This is a genomic window from Streptomyces sp. NPDC047880 (assembly GCF_040706515.1).
Lineage (GTDB): Bacteria > Actinomycetota > Actinomycetes > Streptomycetales > Streptomycetaceae > Streptomyces.
The window spans coordinates 11,826-36,969 of sequence record NZ_JBEZOK010000036.1; the positions used below are offsets into that span (position 1 = coordinate 11,826).

Annotated in this window: 24 protein-coding genes and 1 pseudogene; 16 read left to right on the forward strand and 9 right to left on the reverse strand. The window is 73.0% G+C overall.

Features of this window, described 5'->3' with window-relative positions; translation table 11 throughout:
• Positions 1-195: 195 nt before the first annotated feature.
• The 3 genes from AB0937_RS35630 to AB0937_RS35640 are packed head-to-tail and all read right to left on the reverse strand — an operon-like array spanning position 196 to position 3,432.
• Positions 196-702 (reverse strand): nuclear transport factor 2 family protein, encoded by a 507-nt coding sequence (locus AB0937_RS35630; protein ID WP_366717884.1) that lies wholly within the window; start codon positions 700-702, stop codon positions 196-198.
• Positions 699-1,589, reverse strand: coding sequence for a dihydropteroate synthase (gene folP, locus AB0937_RS35635; RefSeq protein WP_366717886.1), 891 nt, complete (start codon positions 1,587-1,589; stop codon positions 699-701). The genes AB0937_RS35630 and folP overlap by 4 nt, the downstream gene beginning before the upstream one ends.
• A 58-nt stretch (positions 1,590-1,647) precedes the next feature.
• Positions 1,648-3,432, reverse strand: a complete 1,785-nt coding sequence (locus AB0937_RS35640; protein WP_366717888.1) for a phosphatidylglycerol lysyltransferase domain-containing protein — start codon at positions 3,430-3,432, stop codon at positions 1,648-1,650.
• A gap of 284 nt (positions 3,433-3,716) precedes the next feature.
• Between AB0937_RS35640 and AB0937_RS35645 the strand changes: the two genes are divergently transcribed.
• Positions 3,717-4,835 (forward strand): alpha/beta hydrolase-fold protein, encoded by a 1,119-nt coding sequence (locus AB0937_RS35645; protein ID WP_366717890.1) that lies wholly within the window; start codon positions 3,717-3,719, stop codon positions 4,833-4,835.
• Positions 4,836-4,970: 135 nt separating this feature from the next.
• Positions 4,971-6,218, forward strand: coding sequence for a hypothetical protein (locus tag AB0937_RS35650; RefSeq protein ID WP_366717891.1), 1,248 nt, complete (start codon positions 4,971-4,973; stop codon positions 6,216-6,218).
• A gap of 430 nt (positions 6,219-6,648) precedes the next feature.
• On the opposite strand, the gene AB0937_RS35655 is transcribed toward AB0937_RS35650, so the two are convergent.
• On the reverse strand, positions 6,649-7,983 hold the full coding sequence (locus AB0937_RS35655; protein ID WP_366717893.1) for a PH domain-containing protein: 1,335 nt from the start codon (positions 7,981-7,983) through the stop codon (positions 6,649-6,651).
• Positions 7,980-8,510: a PH domain-containing protein gene (locus tag AB0937_RS35660; RefSeq protein ID WP_366717895.1), complete on the reverse strand. Its 531-nt coding sequence runs from the start codon at positions 8,508-8,510 to the stop codon at positions 7,980-7,982. The genes AB0937_RS35655 and AB0937_RS35660 overlap by 4 nt, the downstream gene beginning before the upstream one ends.
• A gap of 31 nt (positions 8,511-8,541) precedes the next feature.
• Here AB0937_RS35660 and AB0937_RS35665 point away from each other — a divergent pair, with 31 nt between their 5' ends.
• A complete protein-coding gene (locus tag AB0937_RS35665) occupies positions 8,542-9,693 on the forward strand; it encodes an NADH-quinone oxidoreductase subunit D (RefSeq protein WP_366717897.1) in 1,152 nt (383 codons plus the stop codon).
• Between the two features lie 3 nt (positions 9,694-9,696).
• On the opposite strand, the gene AB0937_RS35670 is transcribed toward AB0937_RS35665, so the two are convergent.
• Positions 9,697-10,707: an SAM-dependent methyltransferase gene (locus AB0937_RS35670; RefSeq protein WP_366717898.1), complete on the reverse strand. Its 1,011-nt coding sequence runs from the start codon at positions 10,705-10,707 to the stop codon at positions 9,697-9,699.
• A 118-nt stretch (positions 10,708-10,825) separates the two neighbouring features.
• Between AB0937_RS35670 and AB0937_RS35675 the strand changes: the two genes are divergently transcribed.
• A complete protein-coding gene (locus AB0937_RS35675) occupies positions 10,826-12,019 on the forward strand; it encodes a sensor histidine kinase (RefSeq protein ID WP_366717900.1) in 1,194 nt (397 codons plus the stop codon).
• Between the two features lie 126 nt (positions 12,020-12,145).
• On the forward strand, positions 12,146-12,814 hold the full coding sequence (locus AB0937_RS35680; protein ID WP_234749908.1) for a response regulator transcription factor: 669 nt from the start codon (positions 12,146-12,148) through the stop codon (positions 12,812-12,814).
• Between the two features lie 136 nt (positions 12,815-12,950).
• Here the strand turns inward: AB0937_RS35680 and AB0937_RS35685 are convergent, their stop codons facing one another.
• Positions 12,951-14,057, reverse strand: coding sequence for a DUF5937 family protein (locus AB0937_RS35685; RefSeq protein WP_366717903.1), 1,107 nt, complete (start codon positions 14,055-14,057; stop codon positions 12,951-12,953).
• Between the two features lie 159 nt (positions 14,058-14,216).
• Between AB0937_RS35685 and AB0937_RS35690 the strand changes: the two genes are divergently transcribed.
• Entirely contained in the window at positions 14,217-14,420 is a 204-nt protein-coding gene (locus tag AB0937_RS35690; RefSeq protein ID WP_366717905.1) for a hypothetical protein, read from the forward strand.
• Here the strand turns inward: AB0937_RS35690 and AB0937_RS35695 are convergent.
• Positions 14,413-15,618, reverse strand: coding sequence for a beta-eliminating lyase-related protein (locus AB0937_RS35695; RefSeq protein ID WP_366717907.1), 1,206 nt, complete (start codon positions 15,616-15,618; stop codon positions 14,413-14,415). The two genes, AB0937_RS35690 and AB0937_RS35695, sit on opposite strands and share 8 nt — an antisense overlap.
• Positions 15,619-15,850: 232 nt before the next feature.
• Between AB0937_RS35695 and AB0937_RS35700 the strand changes: the two genes are divergently transcribed.
• The 10 genes and pseudogenes from AB0937_RS35700 (at position 15,851) to AB0937_RS35745 (ending at position 24,036) form a co-directional block, all read left to right on the forward strand.
• The gene (locus AB0937_RS35700) at positions 15,851-16,780 is read left to right on the forward strand and encodes a DUF2520 domain-containing protein (RefSeq protein ID WP_366717909.1); all 930 of its coding nucleotides are present in this window, start codon (positions 15,851-15,853) and stop codon (positions 16,778-16,780) included.
• Positions 16,777-17,778, forward strand: coding sequence for a pantoate--beta-alanine ligase (gene panC, locus AB0937_RS35705; protein ID WP_366717911.1), 1,002 nt, complete (start codon positions 16,777-16,779; stop codon positions 17,776-17,778). Before AB0937_RS35700 ends, panC begins: the two co-directional genes overlap by 4 nt.
• Positions 17,775-19,454: pseudogene (locus AB0937_RS35710) on the forward strand (L-aspartate oxidase); the annotation flags it as partial. The gene panC and the pseudogene AB0937_RS35710, both read left to right, overlap by 4 nt.
• A gap of 201 nt (positions 19,455-19,655) precedes the next feature.
• Positions 19,656-20,465 (forward strand): carboxylating nicotinate-nucleotide diphosphorylase, encoded by an 810-nt coding sequence (nadC, locus tag AB0937_RS35715; protein WP_366717972.1) that lies wholly within the window; start codon positions 19,656-19,658, stop codon positions 20,463-20,465.
• 14 nt (positions 20,466-20,479) lie between these two features.
• Positions 20,480-21,277: a type III pantothenate kinase gene (locus AB0937_RS35720; RefSeq protein ID WP_361113391.1), complete on the forward strand. Its 798-nt coding sequence runs from the start codon at positions 20,480-20,482 to the stop codon at positions 21,275-21,277.
• A 133-nt stretch (positions 21,278-21,410) separates the two neighbouring features.
• Positions 21,411-22,064 carry a hypothetical protein gene (locus AB0937_RS35725; protein WP_366717913.1) on the forward strand — a complete coding sequence of 218 codons (654 nt, stop codon included), beginning with the start codon at positions 21,411-21,413 and terminating at the stop codon, positions 22,062-22,064.
• A gap of 18 nt (positions 22,065-22,082) precedes the next feature.
• Positions 22,083-22,271: a hypothetical protein gene (locus AB0937_RS35730; RefSeq protein WP_366717915.1), complete on the forward strand. Its 189-nt coding sequence runs from the start codon at positions 22,083-22,085 to the stop codon at positions 22,269-22,271.
• Between the two features lie 148 nt (positions 22,272-22,419).
• Positions 22,420-22,893, forward strand: a complete 474-nt coding sequence (locus AB0937_RS35735; protein ID WP_366717916.1) for a BlaI/MecI/CopY family transcriptional regulator — start codon at positions 22,420-22,422, stop codon at positions 22,891-22,893.
• Positions 22,894-22,902: 9 nt separating this feature from the next.
• Positions 22,903-23,436, forward strand: a complete 534-nt coding sequence (locus tag AB0937_RS35740) for an amino-acid N-acetyltransferase (protein WP_234850358.1) — start codon at positions 22,903-22,905, stop codon at positions 23,434-23,436.
• Positions 23,437-23,700: 264 nt separating this feature from the next.
• Positions 23,701-24,036, forward strand: coding sequence for an Lsr2 family protein (locus AB0937_RS35745; protein WP_053673923.1), 336 nt, complete (start codon positions 23,701-23,703; stop codon positions 24,034-24,036).
• A 9-nt stretch (positions 24,037-24,045) separates the two neighbouring features.
• Here the strand turns inward: AB0937_RS35745 and AB0937_RS35750 are convergent, their stop codons facing one another.
• On the reverse strand, positions 24,046-24,741 hold the full coding sequence (locus AB0937_RS35750; protein WP_366717918.1) for an SCO3374 family protein: 696 nt from the start codon (positions 24,739-24,741) through the stop codon (positions 24,046-24,048).
• Positions 24,742-25,144 lie beyond the last annotated feature (403 nt).

Consider the following 25,144-nt stretch of genomic DNA (forward strand, 5'->3'; position numbering starts at 1 on the left):
TGTGCGGTCGGCACACCGGCCTCGGTCGAATCTACCTGCGAGCGCGGACGGGCCCGGGCCACGGGGCCGGGGGGCTGCGGCCGGGCCCGGCAGGATTCATCCAGCGTTTCCCCTGGGGAACCCGTCGGTGCACAGGTTGGTAGCCGCCCCTACCCGGGCGTAGGTGATTCCAACCACTTCCTGGCGCGTACCCACTCAGGCCGGGGTGTCGTCCTGCTCGTCCTCGTCCGTTTCGGCCAGGACGGGGGAGGCGTGGTGCGACCAGAGCTTCCACCCCTGGGGCGTGCGCCGGAACACGTTGGTGGCGACCACGAGCTGCCCGACGAGCGGGCCGAGCTCCTCGCCGGCGCCCTCGGGGGCGGGGCCGCCGCTGAGGATGTTCTCCGTGCAGTTCACCAGGGCGGTGTCGCCGGTGACCGAGACGTGCACGTCGGTCAGGAAGAACTGGATGTAGTCGGTGTTCGCCATGATCAGCGCGTACGACCTGAGGACCTCGCCGCGGCCGGTGAGCACGGGCCAGCCGGGGTGGACGCAGGAGACCACGCCGGTGTCGGCCGGGTCGTGGTAGGTCTCGTCGACGCCCAGGTCGGAAGGGGTCAGCCAGAGCGACGCCAGTTCCTCGAAGTCGCCCTGCTCGAGTGCCTCGTAGAAGGCGGTGTTGGCGGCCTCGACCTGTTCGACGTCGGTGTGCGGGGCGCTCACCGGGCTCCTTCTGCGCTGGTTCCGGCCGTGCGGGCCCCCGCGATGGCGCGGGCGACGCGGACGGCGTCGGCCGTGGCGCGCACCTCGTGGACGCGGACCGCCCACGCGCCGGCGTGCGCCGCGAGCGCGGAGACGGCGGCGGTGGCCGCGTCCCGTTCGCGTGCGGGCGGTGGGGGGCCGTCGGGGCCGGCGAGGACCCGGCCGAGGAAGCGTTTGCGGGAGGCGGCGACGAGCAGCGGGTGGCCGAGGTCGAGGACACGGTCGAGGCTCGCGAGGAGGGCGAGGTCGTGCTCGGCGTCCTTGGAGAAGCCGAGGCCGGGGTCGACGATGACCCGGTCGGGGGCGATGCCGCCGGCCAGGACGGCCTCCACGCGCGCGTGCAGTTCGTCGACGACCTCGGTGACGACGTCGGCGTACTCGCCCCTGACGTTGCCGCCCTGGAGGAAGCCGCGCCAGTGCATGACCACGAAGGGGGCGCCGGCGTCGGCGACGGCCGGGATCATGCGGGGGTCGGCGAGGCCGCCGCTGACGTCGTTGACGAGGGCGGCCCCGGCCGCGAGGGCCCGTTCGGCGACGGAGGCGCGCATGGTGTCGACGGAGACCGTGACGCCCTCGGAGGCCAGGCCGCGGACGACGGGGATGACGCGCCTCAGTTCCTCGTCCTCGTCGACCCGGGTGGCGCCGGGGCGGGTGGACTCGCCGCCGACGTCGATCAGGTCCGCGCCCTCGGTGACCAGGCCGAGGCCGCGTTTGACGGCGGCCGTGGTGTCGAAGAAGCGGCCGCCGTCGGAGAAGGAGTCCGGAGTGACGTTCACGACTCCCATGACCGCGCAGCGGTCCCGTTCCGGTAGGCCCGCCACGCGCCCGCGTCCGCTCTGGTTGCTCATATCTTCAGCGTAGGCCCCGGCGGGGGCCGCCTGGCGCTGCGGCCCGGGTGGGGCGGGGTCACGCCGCCCGGACGTCGCGTTCGGCCGTGGTGCCGTGGGCGCAGGGGCGCGGGGCGGCCGTGCGGCGGCGGCGCAGGAAGCGCGGCAGGGGCAGGGCGAGGTTGACGAAGCCTTCGGCCTGCATGGCGGCGAACCCGATGCGGGGCAGGTCGGCGGAGGCGCGGTAGACGACGAAGCGCGGCTCCCAGCGCGGCTGGAACTTGGCGTTGAACTTGTACAGGGACTCGATCTGGAACCAGCGGGAGAGGAAGACCAGCAGTCCGCGCCAGGCGCGCAGCACCGGGCCGGCGCCGATCTTCTCGCCGCGGGCCAGGGCCGCGCGGAACATGGCGAAGTTGAGGGAGACCCGCGCGATGCCCAACCGGGGTGCGGCCTGGAGGGCGGCCACGATGAGCAGTTCGTTCATGCCGGGGTCGGCCGAGCGGTCGCGGCGCATCAGGTCGAGGGAGACGCCGTCGGTGCCCCAGGGCACGAAGTGCAGGATCGCCTTGAGGTCGCCGTAAGGGCCCGGGTGGTCGTCCTGTTTGTGGGCGGTGGCGATGAGGCAGTCGCCGTCGGCGGGGTCGCCGATGCGGCCGAGGGCCATGGAGAAGCCGCGTTCGGTGTCGGTGCCCCGCCAGTCGTCGGAGGCGCGGCGAATGCGGTCCAGTTCGGCCTCGCCGAGGTCACGGACACGTCGTACCCGGGTTTCGTAACCGGCGCGCTCGATGCGCTTGACCATCTGGCGCACGTTGCGCATCGCGCGGCCGGCGAGGGAGAAAACCGCGACGTCCACCACCGCCTCGTCGCCCAGTTCGAGGGCGTCGAGCCCCGTCTCGCGGGTCCACACCTCGCCGCCGGTCTCGGAGCATCCCATGACGGCGGGCGTCCAGGAGTGGGCCCTGGCCTCGTCCATGAACCGTTCGATGGCGCCGGGCCAGGCCTCGACGTCGCCGATCGGGTCTCCGCTGGCGAGCATCACGCCGGAGACGACGCGGTAGGTCACCGCCGCCTTGCCGCTGGGGGAGAAGACGACGGCCTTGTCGCGGCGCAGCGCGAAGTGGCCGAGGGAGTCGCGGCGCCCGTGCTTGTCCAGCAGGGCGCGCAGCCGGGCCTCGTCCTCCTCGGTGAGCCGTGCGGCCGGGTGCTCCGGGCGGAAGGCCAGGTAGATGGTGGTGACGGCGGTGATCAGCCCGAGGGCGCCGAGCGAGAAGGCGACGGTCCAGGAGGTGTCGCCCCGGTAGTCGACCGGGCCCTCGAAGCCGAACAGGCCGTAGATGACGTGGGTGATGCGGTCGGCGAGGCTGGGGTCGCCGACGATGCGTCCGCTGTGGACGCTGACGACGAGCAGTCCGAGCGCGAGCGAACCGGCGCTCATGAGCACGAAGTTGGCGAGGGCCTTCCAGCGGCTGCGCGGGTCGGGCAGGGCGTTGAACTGGTCGCGGTGGCGCAGCAGGGGGGCCAGCAGCGCCAGGGAGATCAGGACGCCCACGAGCGAGTGCCGGTAGGTGAACTGGGCGACGGCCCCGGCCGGCAGGAGCGCCACCGCGGCCCGCCAGGCCCGGCGCTTGGAGCGCTTGAGGCCGTGGGCGAGCAGCAGCAACAGCACACCGGTGCTGAGGGACAGTGCGGCCGCGAACGGGCCGAGCGCGCCGGGCAGGACCTCGGCGAGGGCGTGCATCCGGCTGTGCCGGAACCGGGGGAAGACGCCCGCGGCGATGTCCAGGACGCCCACCAGGGCGCAGGCTCTGCCGACGAGGACCGGGACGGCCTCGGGGCGTGGCCCGCGCGGTATCCGGCTCATCAGGCCCGGGCGTGCCGTGGCGCTGCCGCGGCGCGGAACCCCGGCTGACATTTCCTCATCTGTCCTGACAGACATCGCATCCCGTAGTTCTGCGAGAGACCTTGGATCCGGTACCGATACGGGCATCCGGCGACATTGCGCCCTCTAGGACGGTGTCTCGGGGAGAGAGGTTCACTCCCCACGTCAAAGCAGTTTCAACGGTCGGGGAAAGTCCGGGACAAGCCCTTGCGAAGGTGTGAGCGCGGGGCGGTCCGGGGCGGAGAGCGCGGACAGGTAACCAACCCATGGGTCTGACGAGCAACAAAGTGCTGGTGCTGGCGGTGCTGTCCGCTGTGCTGCTGTTCTCCGGCACGGTCTGGCTGTGGCCGCGGCTGGCACGGCGGAGCCGGCGTGCCGTCGGCGGGCGTGTCGGCCTGCTGCTGGGCACACAGCTGGCGCTGTTCGCCGCGGTGGGCCTCGCCGCCAACCAGTCCTTCGGGTTCTACGCGAGCTGGGCGGACCTGTTCGGGCAGGAGAAGGACCAGGGTGTCGTCGTCGACCACCCGGCGGGCGGGGGCCCGCTGGAGGTGGTCGGCTCGCGCCGGGTGCCCGGGGCGGGCGGCGCGCTGCCGCAGGCCGGCGGCCGGATCCAGCAGGTCGACATCGTGGGCCGTACGACGCACATCGCCTCGCCCGCCTACGTCTATCTGCCGCCGGAGTACTTCCAGCCGCGGTACCGTACCCACCGGTTCCCCACGGCCGTCGTGCTGACGGGCTATCCGGGCACGGCGTCGGCGCTGGTGGAGAAGCTCCACTATCCGCGTACGGCGCTGGAACTGGCCCGGGCGGGCCGGGCGAAGCCGATGATCCTCGTGATGCTGCGGCCGACGGTGGCGCCGCCCCGGGACACCGAGTGCGTCGACATCCCGGGCGGTCCGCAGACGGAGTCGTTCTTCGCGAAGGATCTCCCCGACGCGTTGCGCACGCACTACAGGGTGGCCGAAAAGCCGGGCGGTCTGGGCATCATCGGCAACTCGACGGGCGGTTACTGCGCGTTGAAGATCGCCCTGCACCATCCCGATGTGTACGCCGCCGGGGCGGGGCTGTCGCCGTACTTCAAGGCGCCGATCGACGCCACGACAGGTGATCTGTTCCAGGGCGACAAGACGCTGCGGAAAGACGCGGACCTGCTGTGGTACCTCGCGCACAGGCCCGCTCCCGATACGTCCCTGCTGGTCGGCAGCAGCAAGGTCGGGGAGAAGGACTACAAGGACACGCTGCGGTTCATCGAGCGGGTGAAGGACACCGGGCGGACGCGGATCTCGTCGATCATCCTCGAAAGCGGCGGGCACAACTTCAACACCTGGCGGCGCGAGATTCCGGCGGCGCTGGAGTGGATGAGCGGGCGGCTGAACGGCTCCTGAAAATGATCTTGGGAATTGGATGAACGGTCGATTCCGGTTCTCCTCGAGTTCTGATGTGGTGTGAACGTTTCGGTGTGGCTTTGTTTTTGCGGGGTGGGTCACCATGATTCGCCTACGCGCGGTAAGTTTCTGGCCATGCCACGTGGACGTCACCGCCATTCCCCGCCCCTGCACAGGATGCTGCCCCCGTCGGCGATCGCAGGCGTCTCCCTCGTCTGCGCCCTGGGGCCCTGGGTGTTCACGGAGCCGATGGTGCTCCGCGGTCTGGCCGCGGCCGCCGCGGCGACGGCGGTCATCGGCGCGGTCGTGCTGCGTCGCTGGGACACCCAGGCGGGCAAGCGCGTCGCCGACCTCACGCGCGCGCGTGCGAGCGACGAGTGGCGCTTCGAGGAGCGGGTCGCCGAACTGGAGGCCGACCTCGAGGAGTCGCGCGAGCTGCGCGCGAAGCTGGAGCAGCGGCTGCGCGCCAAGCGCACGGAACTGGCCGGCCTGCGCAACGAGCACGCCGCGCTGCTGCGCCGGTACGCCACGTCGGAGGCCGAGCGCGCGAGCGTCCTGGAGGATCGCCGGGTGCTCGAGATAGAGGCGACCGCTCCGGTGCGGGCCGCACTGCCCGCGGGGGCGTCGGACGCGGCGAATGCTCCGGCGGAGCCGGACGAGGCTCCCGCCGCCCTCACCGTGGAGGAGGAGCCCGGAGTTCCGGCCGTGTTCTCCCCGGAGGGATCCCGCCTGTTCCTGCGGGCCGCGGCGGCGCTCGCCCGGTTCGACGGCGAGACGGTTCCCGACCCGGACGGCGGCGGCGACGGTGACGGTGACGGCGTGCCGAAGGACGAGGACGCGCAGGACACGGAGGCCGCGCAGGAGCAGGAGCGGGAGCAGTCGGAGCCGGCGCCTGTGGAGGAGGCCGAGGAGCGGTCCGGGGTGGCCGACGACCACGAGCGCACGACCGCCGAGACGTCCATGCCGGCCGTCGTGACGACCGCGGCGGGTGCCGAGACGGCCGTGGCGGACGGCGAGAGCGGCCGCCTTCCGGAGCCCGCGCGGGCCGAGCAGTCCGCGGAGCGGCGTTCCGGGCACTTCACCGTGCCGACGGCCGTGGCCGTCCCGCCGCAGTCGCCGGTGCGGCGTCCGCAGGCAGGGGGCGGGTTCGACTTCTTCGGCACGAAGGCCGGCGCGTCGCCGGCGGCCCTGGAGGCCGTGCAGAACGAGGACCTCGCCGATGTCGTCGGCCAGGAGGCGCTCGCCCTGCACAAGGCCGAGACCGAGGCCCGCTACAAGCCGGCCGACGAGGAGTCGCGCGGTATCGGCCAGGTCATCGACCTGACCGCGCACGACGAGACGGAACAGATCGACGTACAGGGACTGCGCAGCGCGGTGTCCTGAAGCCCGGATACGGCGAAGGGCCCCCGGCCGCGGCCGGGGGCCCTTCGCCGTAACGGTGGTCAGACCCCGGCGGCCCGGCGCAGGTCCCTCCCTGTGCTGGGCGGGTCCGGCTGTCTTGTGGTTCCGGCCGTGGGTCCCTGTGCTTGGGCGGGTCCGGCTGTCTTGTGGTTCCGGCCGTGGGTCCCTGTGCTTGGGCGGGTCCGGCTGTCCTGTGGTTCCGGCCGTGGGTCCCTGTGCTTGGGCGGGTCCGGCTGTCCTGTGGTTCCGGCCGTGGGTCCCTGTGCTGGGCGGGTCCGGCTGTCCTGTGGTTCCGGCCGTGGGTCCCTGTGCTGGGCGGGTCCGGCTGTCTTGTGGTTCCGGCCGTGGGTCCCTGTGCTGGGCGGGTCCGGCTGTCTTGTGGTTCCGGCCGTGGGTCCCTGTGCTCGGCGGGTCACGCCATCCAGCGGTCCGGCCCTGCGGCCCTGCGTCCCGTTCGGGACCGTTCCGCCTGTGCCGCCAGCAGCGCCCGCGCCTCGTCGGTGTCCCGCAGCCGCGCCCGCACGGTCTTGTTCGCGCCCGTGTCCACACACACGTCGGCGACGCCCCGGGCCCGCTCCCACGGCCCCTGCGTCATCCGCACGCTCTGCACCTTGGCGTGCGGCACCAGCGCCAGGCTTCGCTGCAGCAGCCCGGACCGGGCCGCGAACACCGCGTCCGTGACGGCGAGTCCGTATCCGCGCCACCACAGCGGTACGCACCAGCGTGCGCGGCGTGGTGCCGGTGACAGGGCCGCGGGCCCCGGCACGCTCACCCCCGGCAGCACCCGCGCGACGACCTCCTCGGCGATGGCGCGCGGAGCGACCGGCACCAGCACGGAGTTGGACGAGCCCGCCACGTCCAGCTCCACCCGCACCCAGCCGCGCCGCCGCCACAGCAGCGGTTCCACGATCCGCACGGTCTGCACGCGCCCCGGCGGCACCGTCTCGTGGGCCCGGTCCAGCAGCCCGTGGTCGATGCGCAGCCCGTCGGGCGACTCGCCCACCGTCCAGTCGTACTCGGCGACGAACCGACCCGCGCTGCTCGCGCCCGCCGCGCCCAGCAGCGGCAGGGCGACCGCGAGGACCGTCCACAGGCTGTGGGTGACCAGCCACAGCACCGGCGGGACGACCAGCGCGGCGGCCAGCGACCCCCAGGTCGCGCCCGTCAGCACCAGCGCCAGGGCGAGCACCCCGGGCGGCACCCGCAGCAGCTGCCGGACCGGGGCCTCCCCGACCTCGTGCGCGGTCTCGGGCGCGAAACCGGCCGCCCGGGCGAGCAGTTCGGCCCGCAGCGTCCGTGCCTCGTCCGCGCCGAGGAAGGCCAGTTCGTCCTTCTTGTCGGTGCCTATGACGTCGAGTTTGAGCTTGGCCACGCCCGCGACCCGGGCGAGCAGCGGCTGGGTGACGTCGATGGCCTGGATCCGCTCCAGCCGGATGTGAGCGGTGCGCCGGAAGACGAGCCCGGTACGGATGCGCAGTTCGGTCCCGGTCACCGCGAAGTGGGTGAACCACCAGGAGCAGAAGCCGTAGAGGGCTGCGGCCGGGACGAGCACGGCGACACCGATCAGCAGCGTGGTCGTCGTCAGCCGGGTCAGATGGCGCTGTGCCCCGTCGGGGTCGTGCACGGCCCAGCCGATGAGCACGGCGACCGGGGCCCAGGCGCGGCGCAGCGGGGTGACGGGGTGCAGCCGCCGCTCGGTGATCCCGTCGGCGGCCTCGGGGACCTCCGCGGCCCCGGGCGCCGTCACAGCCCCGCCGACCGGGCTTCGCCCAGCTCGGTGAGCCGGTCGCGCAGCCGTTCCGCCTCGGCCGGGTCCAGCCCCGGGATGGTCGCGTCGGTCGCCGCGGCGGCCGTGTGCAACTGCACGCTGGCCAGCCCGAAGTGCCGCTCGACCGGCCCGGAGGTGACCTCGACGAGCTGCATCCGCCCGTACGGCACCACCGTCTCCTCGCGCCACAGCACGCCCCGGCTGATCAGCAGGTCGTCGGCCCGCTCGGCGTACCGCCAGGAACGCCAGTTGCGCTCGGTCATCACCCAGCCCCAGGCCATCAGCGCCAGCGGCGCCAGGGCGAACGCGGCCCAGGCGGGACCGGCCAGCAGCCCCGGCAGCAGCCCGGCCGCCAGGGCGATCAGCCCGAGCCACACGACCAGCAGCAGCCGGCGCATCTTCAGCAGGCCGGGCGGCAGCGCGATCCACACCGGCTCACCCCCGGCGGCCTCGACCGTGCCCTGCGGTCCCACCGGCACTGCGTTCTGCGGACTCCCCGTATCCATGGGGCCAGCGTACGTAGGAGAGACTGTGTCCATGACTCCCACGACGGAGACCATGGTCGGAATCGGCGGCGCCGCGGAGAGCACCGACATGGTGCTCAACATCGGACCGCAGCACCCGTCCACCCACGGCGTGCTGCGGCTGAAGCTCGTCCTGGACGGCGAGCGGATCACGCACGCCGAGCCGGTGATCGGCTACATGCACCGCGGCGCGGAGAAGCTCTTCGAGGCGCGCGACTACCGCCAGATCATCATGCTCGCCAACCGCCACGACTGGCTGTCGGCGTTCTCCAACGAGCTGGGCGTCGTCCTCGCCGTGGAGCGGATGCTCGGCATGGAGGTGCCCGAGCGCGCGGTGTGGCTGCGCACGCTGCTCGCCGAGCTGAACCGGGTGCTCAACCACCTGATGTTCCTCGGCTCGTACCCCCTGGAGCTGGGCGGGATCACCCCGATCTTCTACGCCTTCCACGAGCGCGAGGAACTCCAGCACGTCATGGAGGAGGTCTCCGGCGGGCGGATGCACTACATGTTCAACCGCGTGGGCGGCCTGAAGGAGGACCTGCCGGCCGGGTGGACCGCACGCGCGCGCACGGCCGTCGCCGACGTGCGCTCCCGGATGGACCGCTTCGACGACCTGGTGCTCGGCAACGAGATCTTCCGGGGCCGCACCCGGGGCGTGGGCACCCTCACCGCCGAGGCCGTGCACGCCTACGGGGTCAGCGGGCCGATCGGGCGGGCCTCGGGCGTCGACTTCGACCTGCGCCGGGACGAGCCGTACCTCGCCTACGGCGACCTCCAGGACACCCTGAAGGTGGTCACCCGGCAGGAGGGCGACTGCCTCGCCCGCTTCGAGTGCCTCCTGGAGCAGACGCACAACGCGCTGGACCTGGCCGACGCCTGCCTCGACCGGCTCGCCGAGCTGCCGCCCGGGCCGGTCAACCAGCGGCTCCCGAAGGTCCTGAAGGCCCCCGAGGGCCACACGTACGCGTGGACCGAGAACCCCCTCGGCATCAACGGCTACTACCTCGTCAGCAAGGGCGAGAAGACCCCCTACCGGCTGAAGCTGCGCTCGGCGTCGTACAACAACATCCAGGCGCTGACGGAGCTGCTGCCGGGGACGCTGGTGGCGGACATGGTGGCGATCCTGGGGTCGATGTTCTTCGTGGTCGGGGACATCGACAAGTAGGGCTCATCCCCGGAAGGGGTCCGTGATCCCGACCGGCTGGACCAGCCAGCCGAAGTCGCCCAGGCCGCCCGGCGCGGTGAGCTCGGCGGCCTCCCCGGCGCTCGCGAGGGCCCGTACATACGCGGCAGGATCGGCGGAGGCCAGCGTGAGCGGGGGGCGTGCGCCGGTCACGTCCAGGGTGTGCAGCGCCTCGCGCTGGGGGAGCACGCGGCCGCCGGGCAGTGCGCACGCGTCCAGCGCGACATGGGCCGTGATGTCGCAGGAACCGTCCGGGACGGGTGTGGTCTCCCGGCCCTCCCGGAACCCGGTGAGTGTCCCGAACGGCGGCCGGGTGTCCGCCGTGTGCGCGTAGTCCACGGCCACGGCGAGGCCCCGCCGGAGCGTCGCGACCGCCCCGGCCCAGGCCTCGTCCCGGGGCAGGCCGATCTCGGCGCGCAGCCCTTCCTCGCCGGGCAGCGGCCACCACCGCTCCAGCCACCGCGCCGACGCCCCCGTCACCGGCTCCCCGAGCCGCTCGGTCCCGTCCTGCCGGACCATGACCAGCCGCGTGGCGCCGGTGGCGTCCACCTCCGTGACCTCCACGGGCACGTTGTCCAGCCACTCGTTGGCGAACAGCAGCCCGGTCGTCCCCTCCGGGGGCGCGGCGCGCCACTCGATCCGGTGATCGAGCCCCGCGGGCCGCTCGGCTATCTCGACGGCGTACGCGCGCGTGCGCGCCGCCACGTCGGCGGGCAGTGCGGCCAGCACCCCGCTCGTCAGCTCACCCCGCCCGGCCGCCATGTCGACGAAGTCCAGCGTCCCGGGCCGCCCCAGCGCCTCGTCGACCCGGCACAGCAGCCGGGCCACGGCACCGGCGAACAGCGGCGACGCATGCACGGACGTCCTGAAATGTCCGGCCGGCCCTTCCGCGCGCCGGTAGAAGCCCCCCGGCGCGTACAGGGCGTGCTGCGCCGCGGCACGCCACCCGCGCCACCCCTGCCACCCACGCCACTCGTCGCTCGTCCGTGCCGTCACCGGGCCAGGCTATGCGCACACAACGCACGCAACTCCACCTTGCGGAGTACGCGCGCCCGGTGCGGATCGGCCCTCCGGTTGACCCCTGCACCTATCGCGCTTCCCTACGCTGGGTTACGTGCAGCGCCTCTATGACTTCCTCCGCAGGCACCCGATGTGGGTCGACGGCTCCTGGGCCGTGGTCCTCCTCGGGATTTCGGTGCTGGGCGGGGCGGCCGGCGAGCGGATCGGCCCGTGGGCCGCCGTCGTCCCGATCACGCTGCTGCTGAGCCTCGTGGTCGCGCTGCGCCGACGGATGCCGGAGAAGATGCTGCTGCTGGCTGCCGCGGTCGGCGTGGCGCAGCTGATCACCGACGTCGCGATCCTGCCCGCCGACTTCGCCATGCTGGTGATCGTCTACACGGTCGCGGTGGAGGGTGCCCGCTGGGCGTCACGCTTCGCGCTGGTCGCCGGTCTGTGCGCGGCGCCTCTCGCGCAGTTGCGCTGGTCGAACGAGCAGACGGGCTTCGCGGGCGACATCGCCCTGGCGGTCCTGCAGACCGTTCCGTTCGCCCTCGCCTGGGTGCTCGGCGACTCCATCCGCACCCGCCGCGCCTACTTCGCGCAACTGGAGGAGCGCGCCGCCCGCCTGGAGAAGGAGCGCGAGGCGCAGTCCAAGGTCGCCGTCGCCGCCGAACGCGCCCGGATCGCACGCGAATTGCACGACGTCGTCGCGCACAACGTCTCGGTGATGGTGGTCCAGGCCGACGGCGCCGCCTACGTCCTCGACGCCGCGCCCGACCAGGCGAAGAAGGCCCTGGAGACCATCTCCTCCACCGGCCGCCAGGCCCTCGCCGAGATGCGCCGCCTGCTCGGCGTGCTGCGCACCGGCGAGCACCAGGAGGCCGGCGAGTACGTGCCACAGCCCGACGTCCAGCAGATCGAGGACCTCGTCGAGCAGTGCCGCACGTCCGGGCTGCCCGTCGACTTCAAGGTCGAGGGCACCCCCCGCCCGCTGCCCAGTGGCGTCGAGCTCACCGCCTACCGCATCGTGCAGGAGGCGCTCACCAACACCCGCAAGCACGGCGGGGCCAACGCGGGCGCGAGCGTGCGACTGGTCTACTTCGACGACGGACTCGGCCTGCTCGTCGAGGACGACGGCAAGGGGGCCCCGCACGAGCTGTACGAGGAGGGCGGGTTCGACGGGCAGGGCCACGGTCTGATCGGCATGCGCGAGCGGGTCGGTATGGTCGGCGGCACCCTGGACGCGGGCCCGCGCCCGGGCGGAGGATTCCGCATCAGCGCCCTGCTGCCGCTCAAACCCGCGCACTGACGTGGCCGCACGCCCCTCGGTGACACCTGGAACGACCCGCGATGACCTGTAACTACGTGCATGACGTGCATGACGTGCACTGACCTGTAACGCCCCGTGTGACGACCCCGACATGGAAGAGGCCCGATGACGATCCGCGTGATGCTCGTCGACGACCAGGTGCTGCTGCGGACCGGGTTCCGGATGGTGCTCGCCGCCCAGCCCGACATGGAGGTCGTGGCGGAGGCGGGGGACGGCGTCGAGGCCCTCCAGGAACTGCGGACGACCGAGGTCGACGTGGTGCTGATGGACGTCCGCATGCCCAAGCTCGACGGGGTGGAGACGACCCGCCGGATCTGCGCCGACACCGACCCGCCGAAGGTGCTGATCCTGACCACCTTCGACCTCGACGAGTACGCCTTCTCCGGGCTGAAGGCGGGCGCCTCCGGCTTCATGCTGAAGGACGTGCCGCCGGCCGAGCTCCTGACCGCGATCAGGGCCGTGCACAGCGGGGACGCGGTCGTCGCGCCCTCCACCACCCGCCGTCTGCTGGACCGCTTCGCACCGATGCTGCCGGGCACCAAGCAGCCCCAGCACAAGGAGCTGGAGCGGCTCACCGACCGTGAGCGCGAGGTCATGGTGCTGGTCGCGCAGGGGCTGTCCAACGGCGAGATCGCGGCACGGCTGGTGCTGTCGGAGGCGACCGTGAAGACACACGTGGGCCGCATCCTGACCAAGCTGGGGCTCCGGGACCGGGTGCAGGTCGTGGTCCTGGCCTACGAGACCGGACTGGTGCGGGCGGGCGGACACGGCTGATCCGCGGGCGCTGATCCGCCGACGCGGACCCGCCGACGCCGATCCGCCGACGCCGATCCGCCGACGCGGACCCGCCGACGCGGACCCGCCGACGCCGATCCGGCGGCGCGGGTCGGCTGCCTGAGGGCCGGGCCGGCTACCGGAGGATCCCTTCGAGGAACTCGCTGCCGAGCCGGGCCACCACCGTCACGTCCAGCTGGTGCAGCACGTAGCGGCCGCGGCGGCGGGTGGTGATCAAGCCCGCCTTCTTCAGCACGGCCAGGTGCCGGGATATCTCCGGGGCCGTCATGCCGAGCGACTGCGCCAGCTCGCTGGTGGTGTGCGCGCTGCGGGCCAGATGGCGGCTCATGCGCATCCGCACCGGATGGGACAGCGCGGTCATCCGCAGTGCCAGCTGCTCGAGCGCCTGCGGTGCGGCGAGCTCCGGTGAGCCGACCGGGTAGAGCAGCACCGGCTGCCAGCCGTACCGGTGCAGAACCATCAGATGCGGCCAGCCGAGGCTCGTCGGGACGAGCACCAGGCCGCCGTCGCCCGTCGCCGTACGGCCGTCGCCCAGCTTGTCGACCGTGATCCGGCCGGCGGCCGCGTCGAGCGTGACCGCCGGGGACACCGCGGCCAGTCCCTCGGCCAGGCCCCTGCGCCGCAGCAGATCCGTCTTGTGCCGGGCGTCCGCCGCGAGTTGGTGGTGCAGCCGGGACCAGACGTCCGCGAAGAACGCCTCCTCACAGTCCCGGAGGAACTGGCGCAGCCAGGCCCGGATCCGGGGCGGATCGGCCAGCAGCCGCTCGCCGAAGTTCAGTTGCCGCGGTCCGCGGGCGGCGGCCAGCTCCAGTGTCCGGCGGCGCGTCTGCGGGTCGGACAGCGCCGTGGGCCCGCACTCGCCGTAGCCCGGGGAACAGGTGAACTCCAGCGCCGTGTCCACGAACTGCTCGTCGGACAGCTTGTCGAGCTGGTCCAGTTCCTCGGCGAGGGTCGCCCCCGGGAGCGTGTGCCGGTCGGGCAGGCCCGCCCAGGGCAGGAACAGATCCGAGAACGTCGTCCGCCACAGGAAGTCCGCCTCGCACATCCGGTCGGCCAGATGCGGGTCGAGCCGGGCCGTCACGGACGTCACCCAGCCCTGCAGGCCCGGGTGGTGCGCCGGTTCGGACAGCGCGTGCAGCGCCATGCCGAGCTCGGCCAGGGGCGACGGCACGACGGCGACCGCCTCGGGCCGCAGCCCCCCGATGTCGATGTGCACGCTCATGCCCTCATGGTGCACCCGGCCACCGACAACGCCCCCGTCGATTGACGGGCCTCGTCAATCGGCGCGACGCCGTGACCGGCCCGGGAGCACGGTGGGACGACTGGGGCAGCCGCGGAGCCTTCGGACCTCCATCACCCCCTCCGGCAGAGGCGATTCAGCATGAGCGTCACGCAGCAGTACCTCCTCGACACCCACCGCGCCCGGTCCCTCGGTGAGCCCGCCCCGCCGGCTCCCGGCACCCACGACCGGCGGGTCGTGCGGGAACGGCGCGAGGAACGGCGGCTCCGCGCGGTCCTCGCGGGCCGCCCGGTCCGGCCCCGGTTCCGGGACGCCCTGAGCCGGTGGCGGCGGCGCCCTACCTGACCTGCTCCGGCAGCCGTGCCACGAACTCCGCGACCGCCGCCTTCACGTCCTCGGCGCTCCACTCCAGTCCGGCGGCCCGCACATGCACCTCCGTGAGCGCGATACCGGGCCCTCCCCGATCCCAGCCGCCGCCGAACAGGACGACCCCGGTCTCCTCGGCCGTCCGGACCGCGGCCTCGGCGAGGACGTCCGCCTCGTACGGCAGCCACACCTGGAAGTCGTGGGTGTGCGGCACCTCCGGGTGCACGCGCGCCCACGGCAGCCCGGCCGCGGCGAACCCCTCGCGCAGGGCGGCGGCCACCACGCGCGCGTGGGCCACGTACTCCGGCAGCCGGGGCAGCTGCCGCTCGAGGCCGACCAGCGCCGACAGCACGGTCGGGAACTGCTGGAAGACCATCCCGCCGTACCGGTGGCGCCAGGTCTTCGCCTCCTCGACGAGCTCCTCGGGGCCCGCGAGCGCCGCACCGCCGAAGCCCTCCAGGGACTTGTAGAACGACACGTAGACGCTGTCGGCCAGACCCGCGATCTCCGCCAGGGGGCGGTCGAAGTGGACGGTGGACTCCCACAGGCGGGCCCCGTCGAAGTGCACCACCGCGTCCCGCTCCCGCGCGGCGTCGACCGCCTCGGTGAGCTCCTCCCAGGTGGGCAGCACGAAACCGGCGTCCCGGAGCGGCAGTTCGAGCATCAGCGCCCCGAAGGGTTCCTCGAAGTCGCGTACCTCGGCGGCGGACGGCATCCGCGGCTCGCTCGTCAGCCGCACCGGGCGCAGCCCGCCGACCTCGCTGAACGCGTTGCGTTCGTGCACCTCGGGATGGCTGAGCGCGTGCAGGGCGACGGTCGGGTTCCCGGTGCGGCCCGCCCAGCAGCGCAGGGCCACCTGCTGGGCCATCGTGCCCGTCGGGAAGAACGCGGCAGCCTCGGTGCCGAGCAGTCCGGCGACCTTCGTCTCCAGCGCCTCGACGACACCGCCGCCGTACAGGTCGGACAGCTGGTCGAGGTCGTGGACGGCGGCCGCCTCCTCCAGCACCGACAGCCGCTCCCGGAGGGTCTGGTGGAAGCCGAACCGGGCGAGCACGCGCCGGGCGGTGCGATGGGCGGCCAGCCGCCTCGCGCGCAGCCCTGCGCCCCGGTCCTCGTCCGTCACCCGGGTCACCTGGTCGTCCGTCACCCGGTCGTCGCGTTCCGCCGTATCGGTCATGCCCCGGATCCTGCCCCGCGCGCGTGCGGCATGGCATCCGCATTTCCCTGACCCGCGCGCGTGCGGCCGGGCGTCCGCATGGCCGCACGCCCTTGGGGGAATGCCGCTCGGGCATGCACAGCCTGTGGACAGCAGCCTGTGGACAGCCGAACGCCCCTCGAACCGATCGCGTTAACATGACGAGAAATCGTCCGGTACCCGGAGCGGACTGGAACGGGAAGGCCGCCGTCGAGTGAACACAACCCCACAGCCAGATCCCAAGGACCGCCCCGCGCGGCTCACCGTCGGCGTCGTCGGCGCCGGCCGTGTGGGTCCCGCGCTCGCCGCGTCCCTGCAGCTCGCCGGGCACCGCCCGGTCGCCGTCTCCGCGGTCTCGGACGCCTCCCGGCGCCGCGCCGCGCACCTGCTGCCGGACGTGCCGGTGATGCCGCCCGCCGAGGTCCTGAAGCGGGCCGACCTGGTGCTGCTGACCGTCCCCGACGACGCCCTGCCCGACCTCGTCACCGGGCTCGCCGACACCGGATCCGTCCGGCCCGGGCAGCTCCTCGTCCACACCTCCGGGCTGTACGGCGCGCGGGTCCTGGACCCCGCCCTGCGCGCGGGCGCCCTGCCGCTCGCCCTGCACCCCGCGATGACCTTCACGGGCACACCCGTCGACGTCCAGCGGCTGGCCGGCTGCTCCTTCGGCGTCACCGCCCCCGAGGAGCTGCGCCTGGCCGCCGAGGCCCTCGTCATCGAGATGGGCGGCGAGCCGGAGTGGATCGCCGAGGAGAACCGGCCGCTCTACCACGCGGCGCTCGCCCTGGGCGCCAACCATCTGGTCACGCTGGTCGCCCAGTCCATGGAACTGCTGAGCGCGGCCGGTGTCGCGGCCCCCGACCGGATGCTCGGCCCGCTGCTCGGCGCCGCCCTGGACAACGCCCTGCGCTCCGGCGACGCGGCCCTCACCGGCCCGGTCGCGCGCGGCGACGCGGGCACGGTCGCCGCGCACGTCACCGAGCTGCGCCGGCACGCTCCCCAGGCCGTCGACGGCTACCTGGCGATGGCCCGGGCGACCGCCGACCGGGCCCTGGCCCACGGCCTGCTGAAGCCGGAACTCGCCGAGGACCTCCTCGGGGTACTCGCCCACGGGACCGACGGCACCGAAGGGGACGCCCGATGACCACCACCCTCCTGCGCACCGCCGCCGAGCTGCACGCACGCGCGCGTGCGTGCCGCCGCGCCGTGGTGATGACCATGGGCGCCCTGCACGAGGGCCACGCCACCCTCATCCGCACCGCGCGCGGCATCGCCGGCCCGGACGGCGAGGTCGTCGTCACCGTCTTCGTCAACCCGCTGCAGTTCGGCCAGGGCGAGGACCTCGACCGCTACCCGCGCACCCTGGACGCCGACCTCGCGCTCGCCGGGGAATCGGGCGCGGACGTCGTCTTCGCCCCCGCCGTCGACGAGGTCTACCCGGGCGGCGAACCGCAGGTCCGCATCACCGCCGGCCCCATGGGCGGGCGACTGGAGGGCTCGTCCCGCCCCGGCCACTTCGACGGCATGCTCACCGTCGTCGCCAAGCTGCTGCACCTCACCCGGCCCGACGTCGCCCTGTACGGCCAGAAGGACGCCCAGCAGCTGGCCCTGATCCGCCGCATGGTGCGGGACCTGAACTTCGGCGTGGAGATCGTCGGCGTGCCCACCGTCCGTGAGGAGGACGGCCTGGCCCTGTCGAGCCGCAACCGCTACCTGTCGGCGGCGGAGCGGCGCACCGCCCTCGCCCTGTCCGGGGCGCTGTTCGCGGGCCAGGACCGGCATGCCGCGCAGGAGGCGCTGCGGGCCCGGGCCCGCGAAGTGCCCGCCACGCGCGCGCGTGCCGAGGCGCTCAGCGCCATAGGGGAGTCCCGTGCGGCGGCGGACGCGCACGCCGTGGCGACGGCCGTCCCGGGCGGACCGTCGGCCGTCCGCGCCGCCGCCCGCCAGGTCCTGGACGAGGCCGCCCGCCTCGAGCCGCCGCTGGTGCTGGACTACCTCGCCCTGGTGGACCCGTCCGACTTCACCGAGATCGGGGACGACTTCACGGGCGACGCGGTCCTCGCCGTCGCCGCCCGGGTCGGGGCGACCCGGCTGATCGACAACGTCCCGCTCACCTTCACACGCTTCGGAGCCGCCTCGTGACCACCACAGGCATACGTCTGCACGCGCCCGCCCCCGGCTGGTCCATCTCCGCGGACGTGGTCGTCGTCGGCTCCGGTGTCGCCGGCCTGACCGCGGCGCTGCGCTGCGAGGCGGCCGGCCTGCACACGGTCGTCGTCACCAAGGCCCGTCTCGACGACGGCTCCACCCGCTGGGCCCAGGGCGGCATCGCCGCGGCCCTCGGCGAGGGCGACACCCCCGAGCAGCACCTCGAGGACACCCTGGTCGCGGGCGTCGGCCTCTGCGACCAGGACGCGGTCCGGCTCCTGGTCACCGAGGGCCCCGGCGCCGTACGCCGCCTCATCGAGACCGGCGCCCGGTTCGACGAGTCCGCCGCGGGCGGGCTGGAGCTCACCCGCGAGGGCGGTCACCACCGCCGCCGCATCGCCCACGCCGGCGGTGACGCCACCGGCGCCGAGATCTCCCGCGCCCTGGTCGAGGCGGTACGCGCGCGGGGCATGCGCACCATCGAGAACGCGCTCGTCCTGGACCTCCTCACGGACGAGGAGGGCCGCACCGCCGGCGTGACCCTGCACGTCATGGGGGAGGGCCAGCACGACGGTGTGGGGGCCGTCCACGCCCCCGCCGTGGTCCTCGCGACCGGCGGCATGGGCCAGGTCTTCTCCGCGACCACCAACCCGTCGGTGTCGACGGGCGACGGCGTGGCGCTCGCGCTGCGGGCCGGGGCGGAGGTCAGCGACCTGGAGTTCGTCCAGTTCCACCCGACCGTGCTGTTCCTCGGACCGGACGCGGAGGGGCAGCAGCCCCTGGTCTCCGAGGCCGTGCGCGGCGAGGGCGCCCACCTGATCGACGCCGACGGCGTGCGCTTCATGGTCGGACAGCACGAGCTCGCCGAACTCGCCCCCCGCGACATCGTCGCCAAGGGCATCCTGCGCCGCATGCTGGAGCAGGACGCCGAGCACATGTACCTGGACGGCCGGCACTTCGGCGCGCAGATGTGGGAGCACCGCTTCCCGACGATCCTGGCCGCCTGCCGCGCCCACGGCATCGACCCGGTCACCGACCCCATCCCGGTCGCCCCGGCCGCCCACTACGCCTCCGGCGGCGTCCGCACCGACTCCCACGGCCGTACGACCGTCCCCGGCCTGTACGCGTGCGGCGAGGTCGCCTGCACCGGCGTGCACGGAGCCAACCGGCTGGCTTCCAACTCCCTGCTCGAAGGCCTCGTCTACGCCGAGCGCCTCGCGGACGACATCGTGGCGAACGGCTTGGGTGCGCGCGTGCCCCAGCCGGTCCCGCACCCGGAGATCCCCGAGCACCCCCTGCAGACCCCGGAAGCCCGTTTCGCCATCCAGCGGATCATGACGGGCGGGGCGGGCGTCCTGCGGTCGGCCGGCTCCCTCAGCAAGGCCGCCGACCAGCTCCAGCGCCTGCACACCGACGCCCGGGAGGCCCTCGCCGAGAACGGCAAGACGGCCGAGGCCGGCGTCGACACCTGGGAGGCCACCAACCTGCTGTGCGTGGCCCGCGTCCTGGTCGCCGCCGCCCTGCTGCGCGAGGAGACCCGGGGCTGCCACTGGCGCGAGGACCGCCCCGAGCGCGACGACACCACCTGGCGGCGCCACATCGTCGTCACCCTGAATCCGGACCGCACGCTGGCCGTGCGCACCACGGACACCACACACTTCCCCCCGACCCTCCCCACCCAGGCCCCCCCAGGAGCAGTGACCGACGTGAGCACCCCCGACCTTCCCCTCGCCTCCTCCGGAGGCTGCGGAGACGGCTGCGCCTGCGGCGCGGACGACGAGGCATACCTGGAGTGCGGCCTGGACCCCGCACTCGCCCAGCTCCTGGCCGACGCCGGCCTCGACCCCGTCGAGGTCGAGGACATCGCCAACGTGGCCCTCCAGGAGGACCTGGCCCACGGCGTGGACGTGACGACGGTGGCGACCATCCCCGAGGACGCGGTGGCCACGGCCGACTTCACCGCACGCGAGGCGGGCACCGTGTCCGGCCTGCGCGTCGCCGAGGCGGTCATCTCGGTCGTCTGCGAGGAGGAGCTCGAGATCGAGCGCCACGCCGAGGACGGCGACCGCGTCGAGGCGGGCCAGAAGCTGCTCTCCGTCACCACCCGCACCCGCGACCTCCTCACGGCCGAGCGCAGCGCCCTGAACATCCTGTGCCGCCTGTCGGGCATCGCGACGGCCACGCGCGCGTGGGCGGACGTCCTGGACGGCACCAGGGCAAGGGTCCGCGACACCCGTAAGACCACCCCGGGACTGCGCTCCCTGGAGAAGTACGCGGTCCGCTGCGGCGGCGGCGTCAACCACCGCATGTCCCTGTCGGACGCGGCGCTGGTCAAGGACAACCACGTGGTCGCCGCGGGCGGCGTCGCCCAGGCCTTCCAGGCGGTCCGCGAACGCTTCCCCGACGTCCCCATCGAGGTCGAGGTCGACACCCTGGACCAGCTCCGCGAGGTCCTGGACACCGGCGCCGACCTGATCCTCCTGGACAACTTCACCCCGGCGCAGTGCGCGGAGGCCGTCGCCATCGTCCAGGGCCGCGCCGCCCTGGAGGCCTCCGGCCGCCTCACCCTCGACAACGCCAAGGCGTACGCCGACACCGGTGTCGACTACCTCGCCGTCGGAGCCCTCACCCACTCCTCGCCGATCCTGGACATCGGCCTGGACCTGCGGCCGGCGGAGTAGGGGCGGTACGGGCCATGCTGCTGACGATCGACGTAGGAAACACCCACACCGTCCTCGGCCTGTTCGACGGCGACGAGATCGTCGAACACTGGCGCATCTCCACGGACGCGCGCCGCACCGCCGACGAACTGGCGGTCCTCCTCCAGGGCCTGATGGGCATGCACCCGCTCCTCGGCGACGAGCTGGGCGACGGCATCGACGGCATCGCCATCTGCGCGACCGTCCCCTCGGTCCTGCACGAGCTCCGCGAGGTGACCCGCCGCTACTACGGCGACGTGCCCGCCATCCTCGTCGAACCGGGCGTCAAGACGGGCGTGCCGATCCTCATGGACAACCCCAAGGAGGTCGGCGCCGACCGCATCATCAACGCGGTCGCCGCGGTCGAGCTGTACGGCGGCCCCGCCATCGTCGTCGACTTCGGCACGGCGACGACGTTCGACGCGGTCAGCGCGCGAGGGGAGTACGTCGGCGGGGTCATCTCGCCCGGCATCGAGATCTCCGTGGAGGCGCTGGGTGTCCGCGGCGCCCAGCTGCGCAAGATCGAGGTGGCCCGGCCCCGCAGCGTCATCGGCAAGAACACGGTCGAGGCGATGCAGTCGGGCGTCATCTACGGCTTCGCCGGCCAGGTCGACGGCGTCGTCAACCGTATGGCCCGCGAGCTGGCGGAGGACCCCGACGACGTCACCGTCATCGCGACGGGCGGCCTCGCGCCGATGGTCCTGGGCGAGTCGTCGGTGATCGACGAGCACGAACCGTGGCTGACGCTGATCGGACTGCGGCTGGTGTACGAGCGGAACGTGTCACGCATGTGAGTGGCCGGCGGCCGGCGGTCGGGGTGAGCGAAGCCCGCCACCCCCCGCCCCTGCCCTAGGCGGGACGAGTGGTCCCCCGCGCCACACCCGTCCCCTATGCGAGATTTGTCTGATTAGCGCGTATCGTCGCCGCATGCCCACGCCCTACGGATCCCGCGGCGGCATGGCGTTCGGTGTGGAGGAGCTGCGTGTGCTCCGCCGCGCTCTCGCCCTTGCCCTCCACCCCACCCCCGCCTCGGCCGAAGACGTCCAGGACTGTCTCCGTCTCGCAGAGTCGCTCGACGAGGCGCTGCGGGAGGGAGCCAGGCTGCGTGCCTTCCTCGTGGCCGACCTGGGCCGGTACCGCGCTGCCCTCCCCGGCACCGCCGCCGGCTATCTCGCACTCCTGGACGAGGCCCTGGGCGCCGGTTACGGCCCCGTCCCCGACGACCTCGCCGCCCTGCGCGCCCTGCGCGGCAATCCCGCCGCGGCGGCCCTCCTGGACCGCTGCACGCCCGCCCCGGCGGTCGCCGCGCCCGCCCCCGTGGCCGTCGTGCCCGGCTCGCGCACCCGCACCCGCCTCCTGGCGATCGCCGGCGGCCGCTGCACGCCGGCCGGTGACGCCGCCGACGGCCCGGAGAAGCAGCCCGAGAAGAAGCCCGCACGCAAGCCCGCGCCTCCCAAGCCCGCCCCCGCCCCCGGCGCACCCAAGCCCTCCCGCCCGATCCCCACCCCGGGCGAGGTCTTCCCGCGCCGCAAGCCGGCCCCGCCCCCGCCCGCCGGCCCCCAGCAGCTCGCCGCGGGCTGACGTGGCTACCCTGGAGCCATGGACTACGTCTCCGCGCTGCTGCCCCCGGCCGTCATGGCCGTCTTCTTCATCGGCGTGATCCGGGTGATCGTGAAGACCCAGGGCGGCGCCAACAAGGCCAAGGAGGACGCGGCCGTGGACGCCGCCCTCGCGCGCGTGGAGGGCGCCCGCCAGTCCGGCGTGACGTCTCCGACGGCCGACGCCTGACCTCACCCCCTCCGAGGGCGTACGACTCGGCGGACCCGCACCCCGCGGCGCCCGCGCTCCCGAGCCGTACGCCCTTTTTGTTCACTTTCGCCGGTGAAGCGCACGTCCGCCACGCCATTACCCGGATCTCCCACTATTGTTCTGAGCTGTGCCTCGCCCATTGGGAGAACTCGAAGACGCGGTCATGTCGCGGGTGTGGAAGTGGAACCGCCCGGTGACCGTTCGAGAAGTCCTGGAAGATCTTCAGAAGGAGCGGTCCATCGCGTACACCACCGTGATGACCGTTTTGGACAATCTCCATCAGAAGGGCTGGGTGCGCCGCGAGGCGGAAGGCCGTGCCTATCGATATGAGGCGGTCTCCACCCGCGCCGCCTACGCGGCCGCCCTGATGAACGAGGCCTGGTCGCAGAGCGACAACCCCGCCGCCGCTCTCGTCGCCTTCTTCGGCATGATGAGCGAGGAACAGCGGCAGTCACTCAGCGATGCCGTACGGATCGTGCAGGGTCCGGAAACCCAGGAACCGACCGTTCCGTCGGAATCCGCAGAACGGCCCGAACGGCCGGAACCCGGGGAAGCCCCTCCGGAGAACCCCGCCTCCGCTCAGGATCGGGACGGGCGATAGCGTCCCGTCATGTCCGCGAAGAGCCCCGAAGCCGCCGCAAAAGCCATCACCGTCCGGCGGGCCCGCACCAGCGATGTCCCGGCCGTGCGCGGCCTCCTTGACGCCTACGTGCGCGGCCGCATCCTGCTCGACAAAGCGACGGTGACGCTTTACGAGGACATCCAGGAGTTCTGGGTCGCGGAACGGGACGACAACGCCGAGGTCGTCGGCTGCGGGGCGCTGCACGTGATGTGGGAAGACCTCGCGGAAGTCCGCACTCTCGCGGTGAAGCCCGGCCTGAAGGGCGCGGGTGTCGGACACCGTGTCCTGGAGAAGTTGCTGCAGACCGCCCGCTGGCTCGGCGTTCGCCGGGTTTTCTGTCTGACCTTCGAAGTCGACTTCTTCACCAAGCACGGCTTCGTGGAGATCGGCGAGACACCCGTCGACACGGATGTCTACGCGGAGCTGCTGCGTTCCTATGACGAGGGTGTCGCGGAGTTCCTCGGACTCGAACGAGTGAAACCGAACACCTTGGGCAACAGCCGGATGCTCTTGCATCTGTGATCGCCGGATGCCGGCCGGCCGCAAGAGGGCACGGCCGGTTCGTCAAGGCATATTCCGCCCGGCCGCCCTGCCCCGGTTCCCTATGTCCGAAACGCGCACGTTTCCGGACCGAGCCCGGGCTGCCGGTCTCAGCCGGGGGTTTGTGTTTTTCCGGCAAAAGCGGTTTGCTTTCCGAGGTACTGCAGTACTGCATATAACAGGGGACGGCGATACGGCGGACGCCGGCACACCCCGGCCCTGAAGATATCGATGAAAGGAAATCCGGTGGCACAGAAGGTTCAGGTCCTTCTTGTCGACGACCTCGACGGTGGCGAGGCGGACGAGACCGTGACGTTCGCGCTGGACGGCAAGACGTACGAGATCGATCTCACCACTTCCAATGCGGACAAGCTCCGTGGCCTTCTCGAGCCTTACGTGAAGGGCGGTCGTCGTACCGGAGGCCGTGCTTCGGGCGGGCGCGGAAAGGCGCGCGCCGCGTCGAGCGGCAGCCAGGACACCGCGGCGATCCGCGCCTGGGCGAAGGAGAACGGCTACGAGGTCAACGACCGCGGCCGTGTTCCCGCGACCATCCGCGAGGCTTACGAGAAGGCCAACGGCTGAACAGCGGCACTACCGACCCTGCGTACGCACGGCCGGCGGCTGGGCGCCCGCGCGCCGCAGCCGGATCCGGTGGCACCGCGTGGCCACCGTGCTCACCAGCCGCACGAGATCGGGGGCGTCCCCAGCGCCCCCCGGCGCCGACAACGTCGGCAGCGAGGCCTCGACCTCGCATCCCGGCTCGGGGGGCCGCAGCCACACAGCGGCCCCCTGGGAACCGAACCGGCCCCGCGGAGCAGGCGGAACACCCGCCCCGCAGGGCGCCGCAGGGTGCGGCGCGCACGACGACGGCACCGCCCTGTCCCCGTGAGGCCCCGGGGGTGACGGCGCCTCCATGAGGCCGCCCGCGCCGATCGCGACCAGATCCAGCGGCAGGTCCCCCCAGTCCAGCCACTCCAGCAGCCCCGGAAGCTCCTCCGCGCTGCCCGCGGCCACCCAGAGCAGCATCCGGTCGCCGCGCAGGGCGACGGGAGAGCCCGGCGCCGAGTGCCGCAGCGCCGCGTGCCCCGCCTCGGCCGGTACGTCCAGGACGTCGTAACGCACCCCCATGACCAGGCGCAGCGGATCGCCGGGCACCGTCGGCCACCCCAGTTCGTTCTCGTACCACCGCCGGACCTGACCGCTCGCGCCGGCCGGGGCGAGCGGCCGGCGGAGGAGCGGAACGAGCGGGGACGAGGATGCGGTCACGGGCTGAGGGGCGCCGAACATGCCACGTGCAACAGCCGGAAGGCCGCGTTGGTTACGTTGGGTGGCGCTCCGGGTGCGCAGGGTCGCGACATGGGGGCGCGTGGGTGGTGCGGGGAGGCGCAAGGTTGTTCGCCCGTAGCGGAGGGAAACAGGGTGCTCGGCATGGTCTTCTGGTCCCTGCGGGTAAGACATCCCTAGTGGGAGGGGGCGACACGCAGGAAAGGACGTCTCACGTTCGCCATCGGCGTACTGGCGAGTGGGGTATCTGCCTGGCCTGCGGGAACATCGTCTCGCACCATCGGGTTGGAGCAGATGTCGGCGTTCGGGGTCAGGAGGCCAAGGACGGTGTCGGCAGTTGGAATGAGCGGTCCCCGCTTGCGGGACTAAGCTGCGGAAGGACAGGGAGGGGAAGTTCCCCCCACTG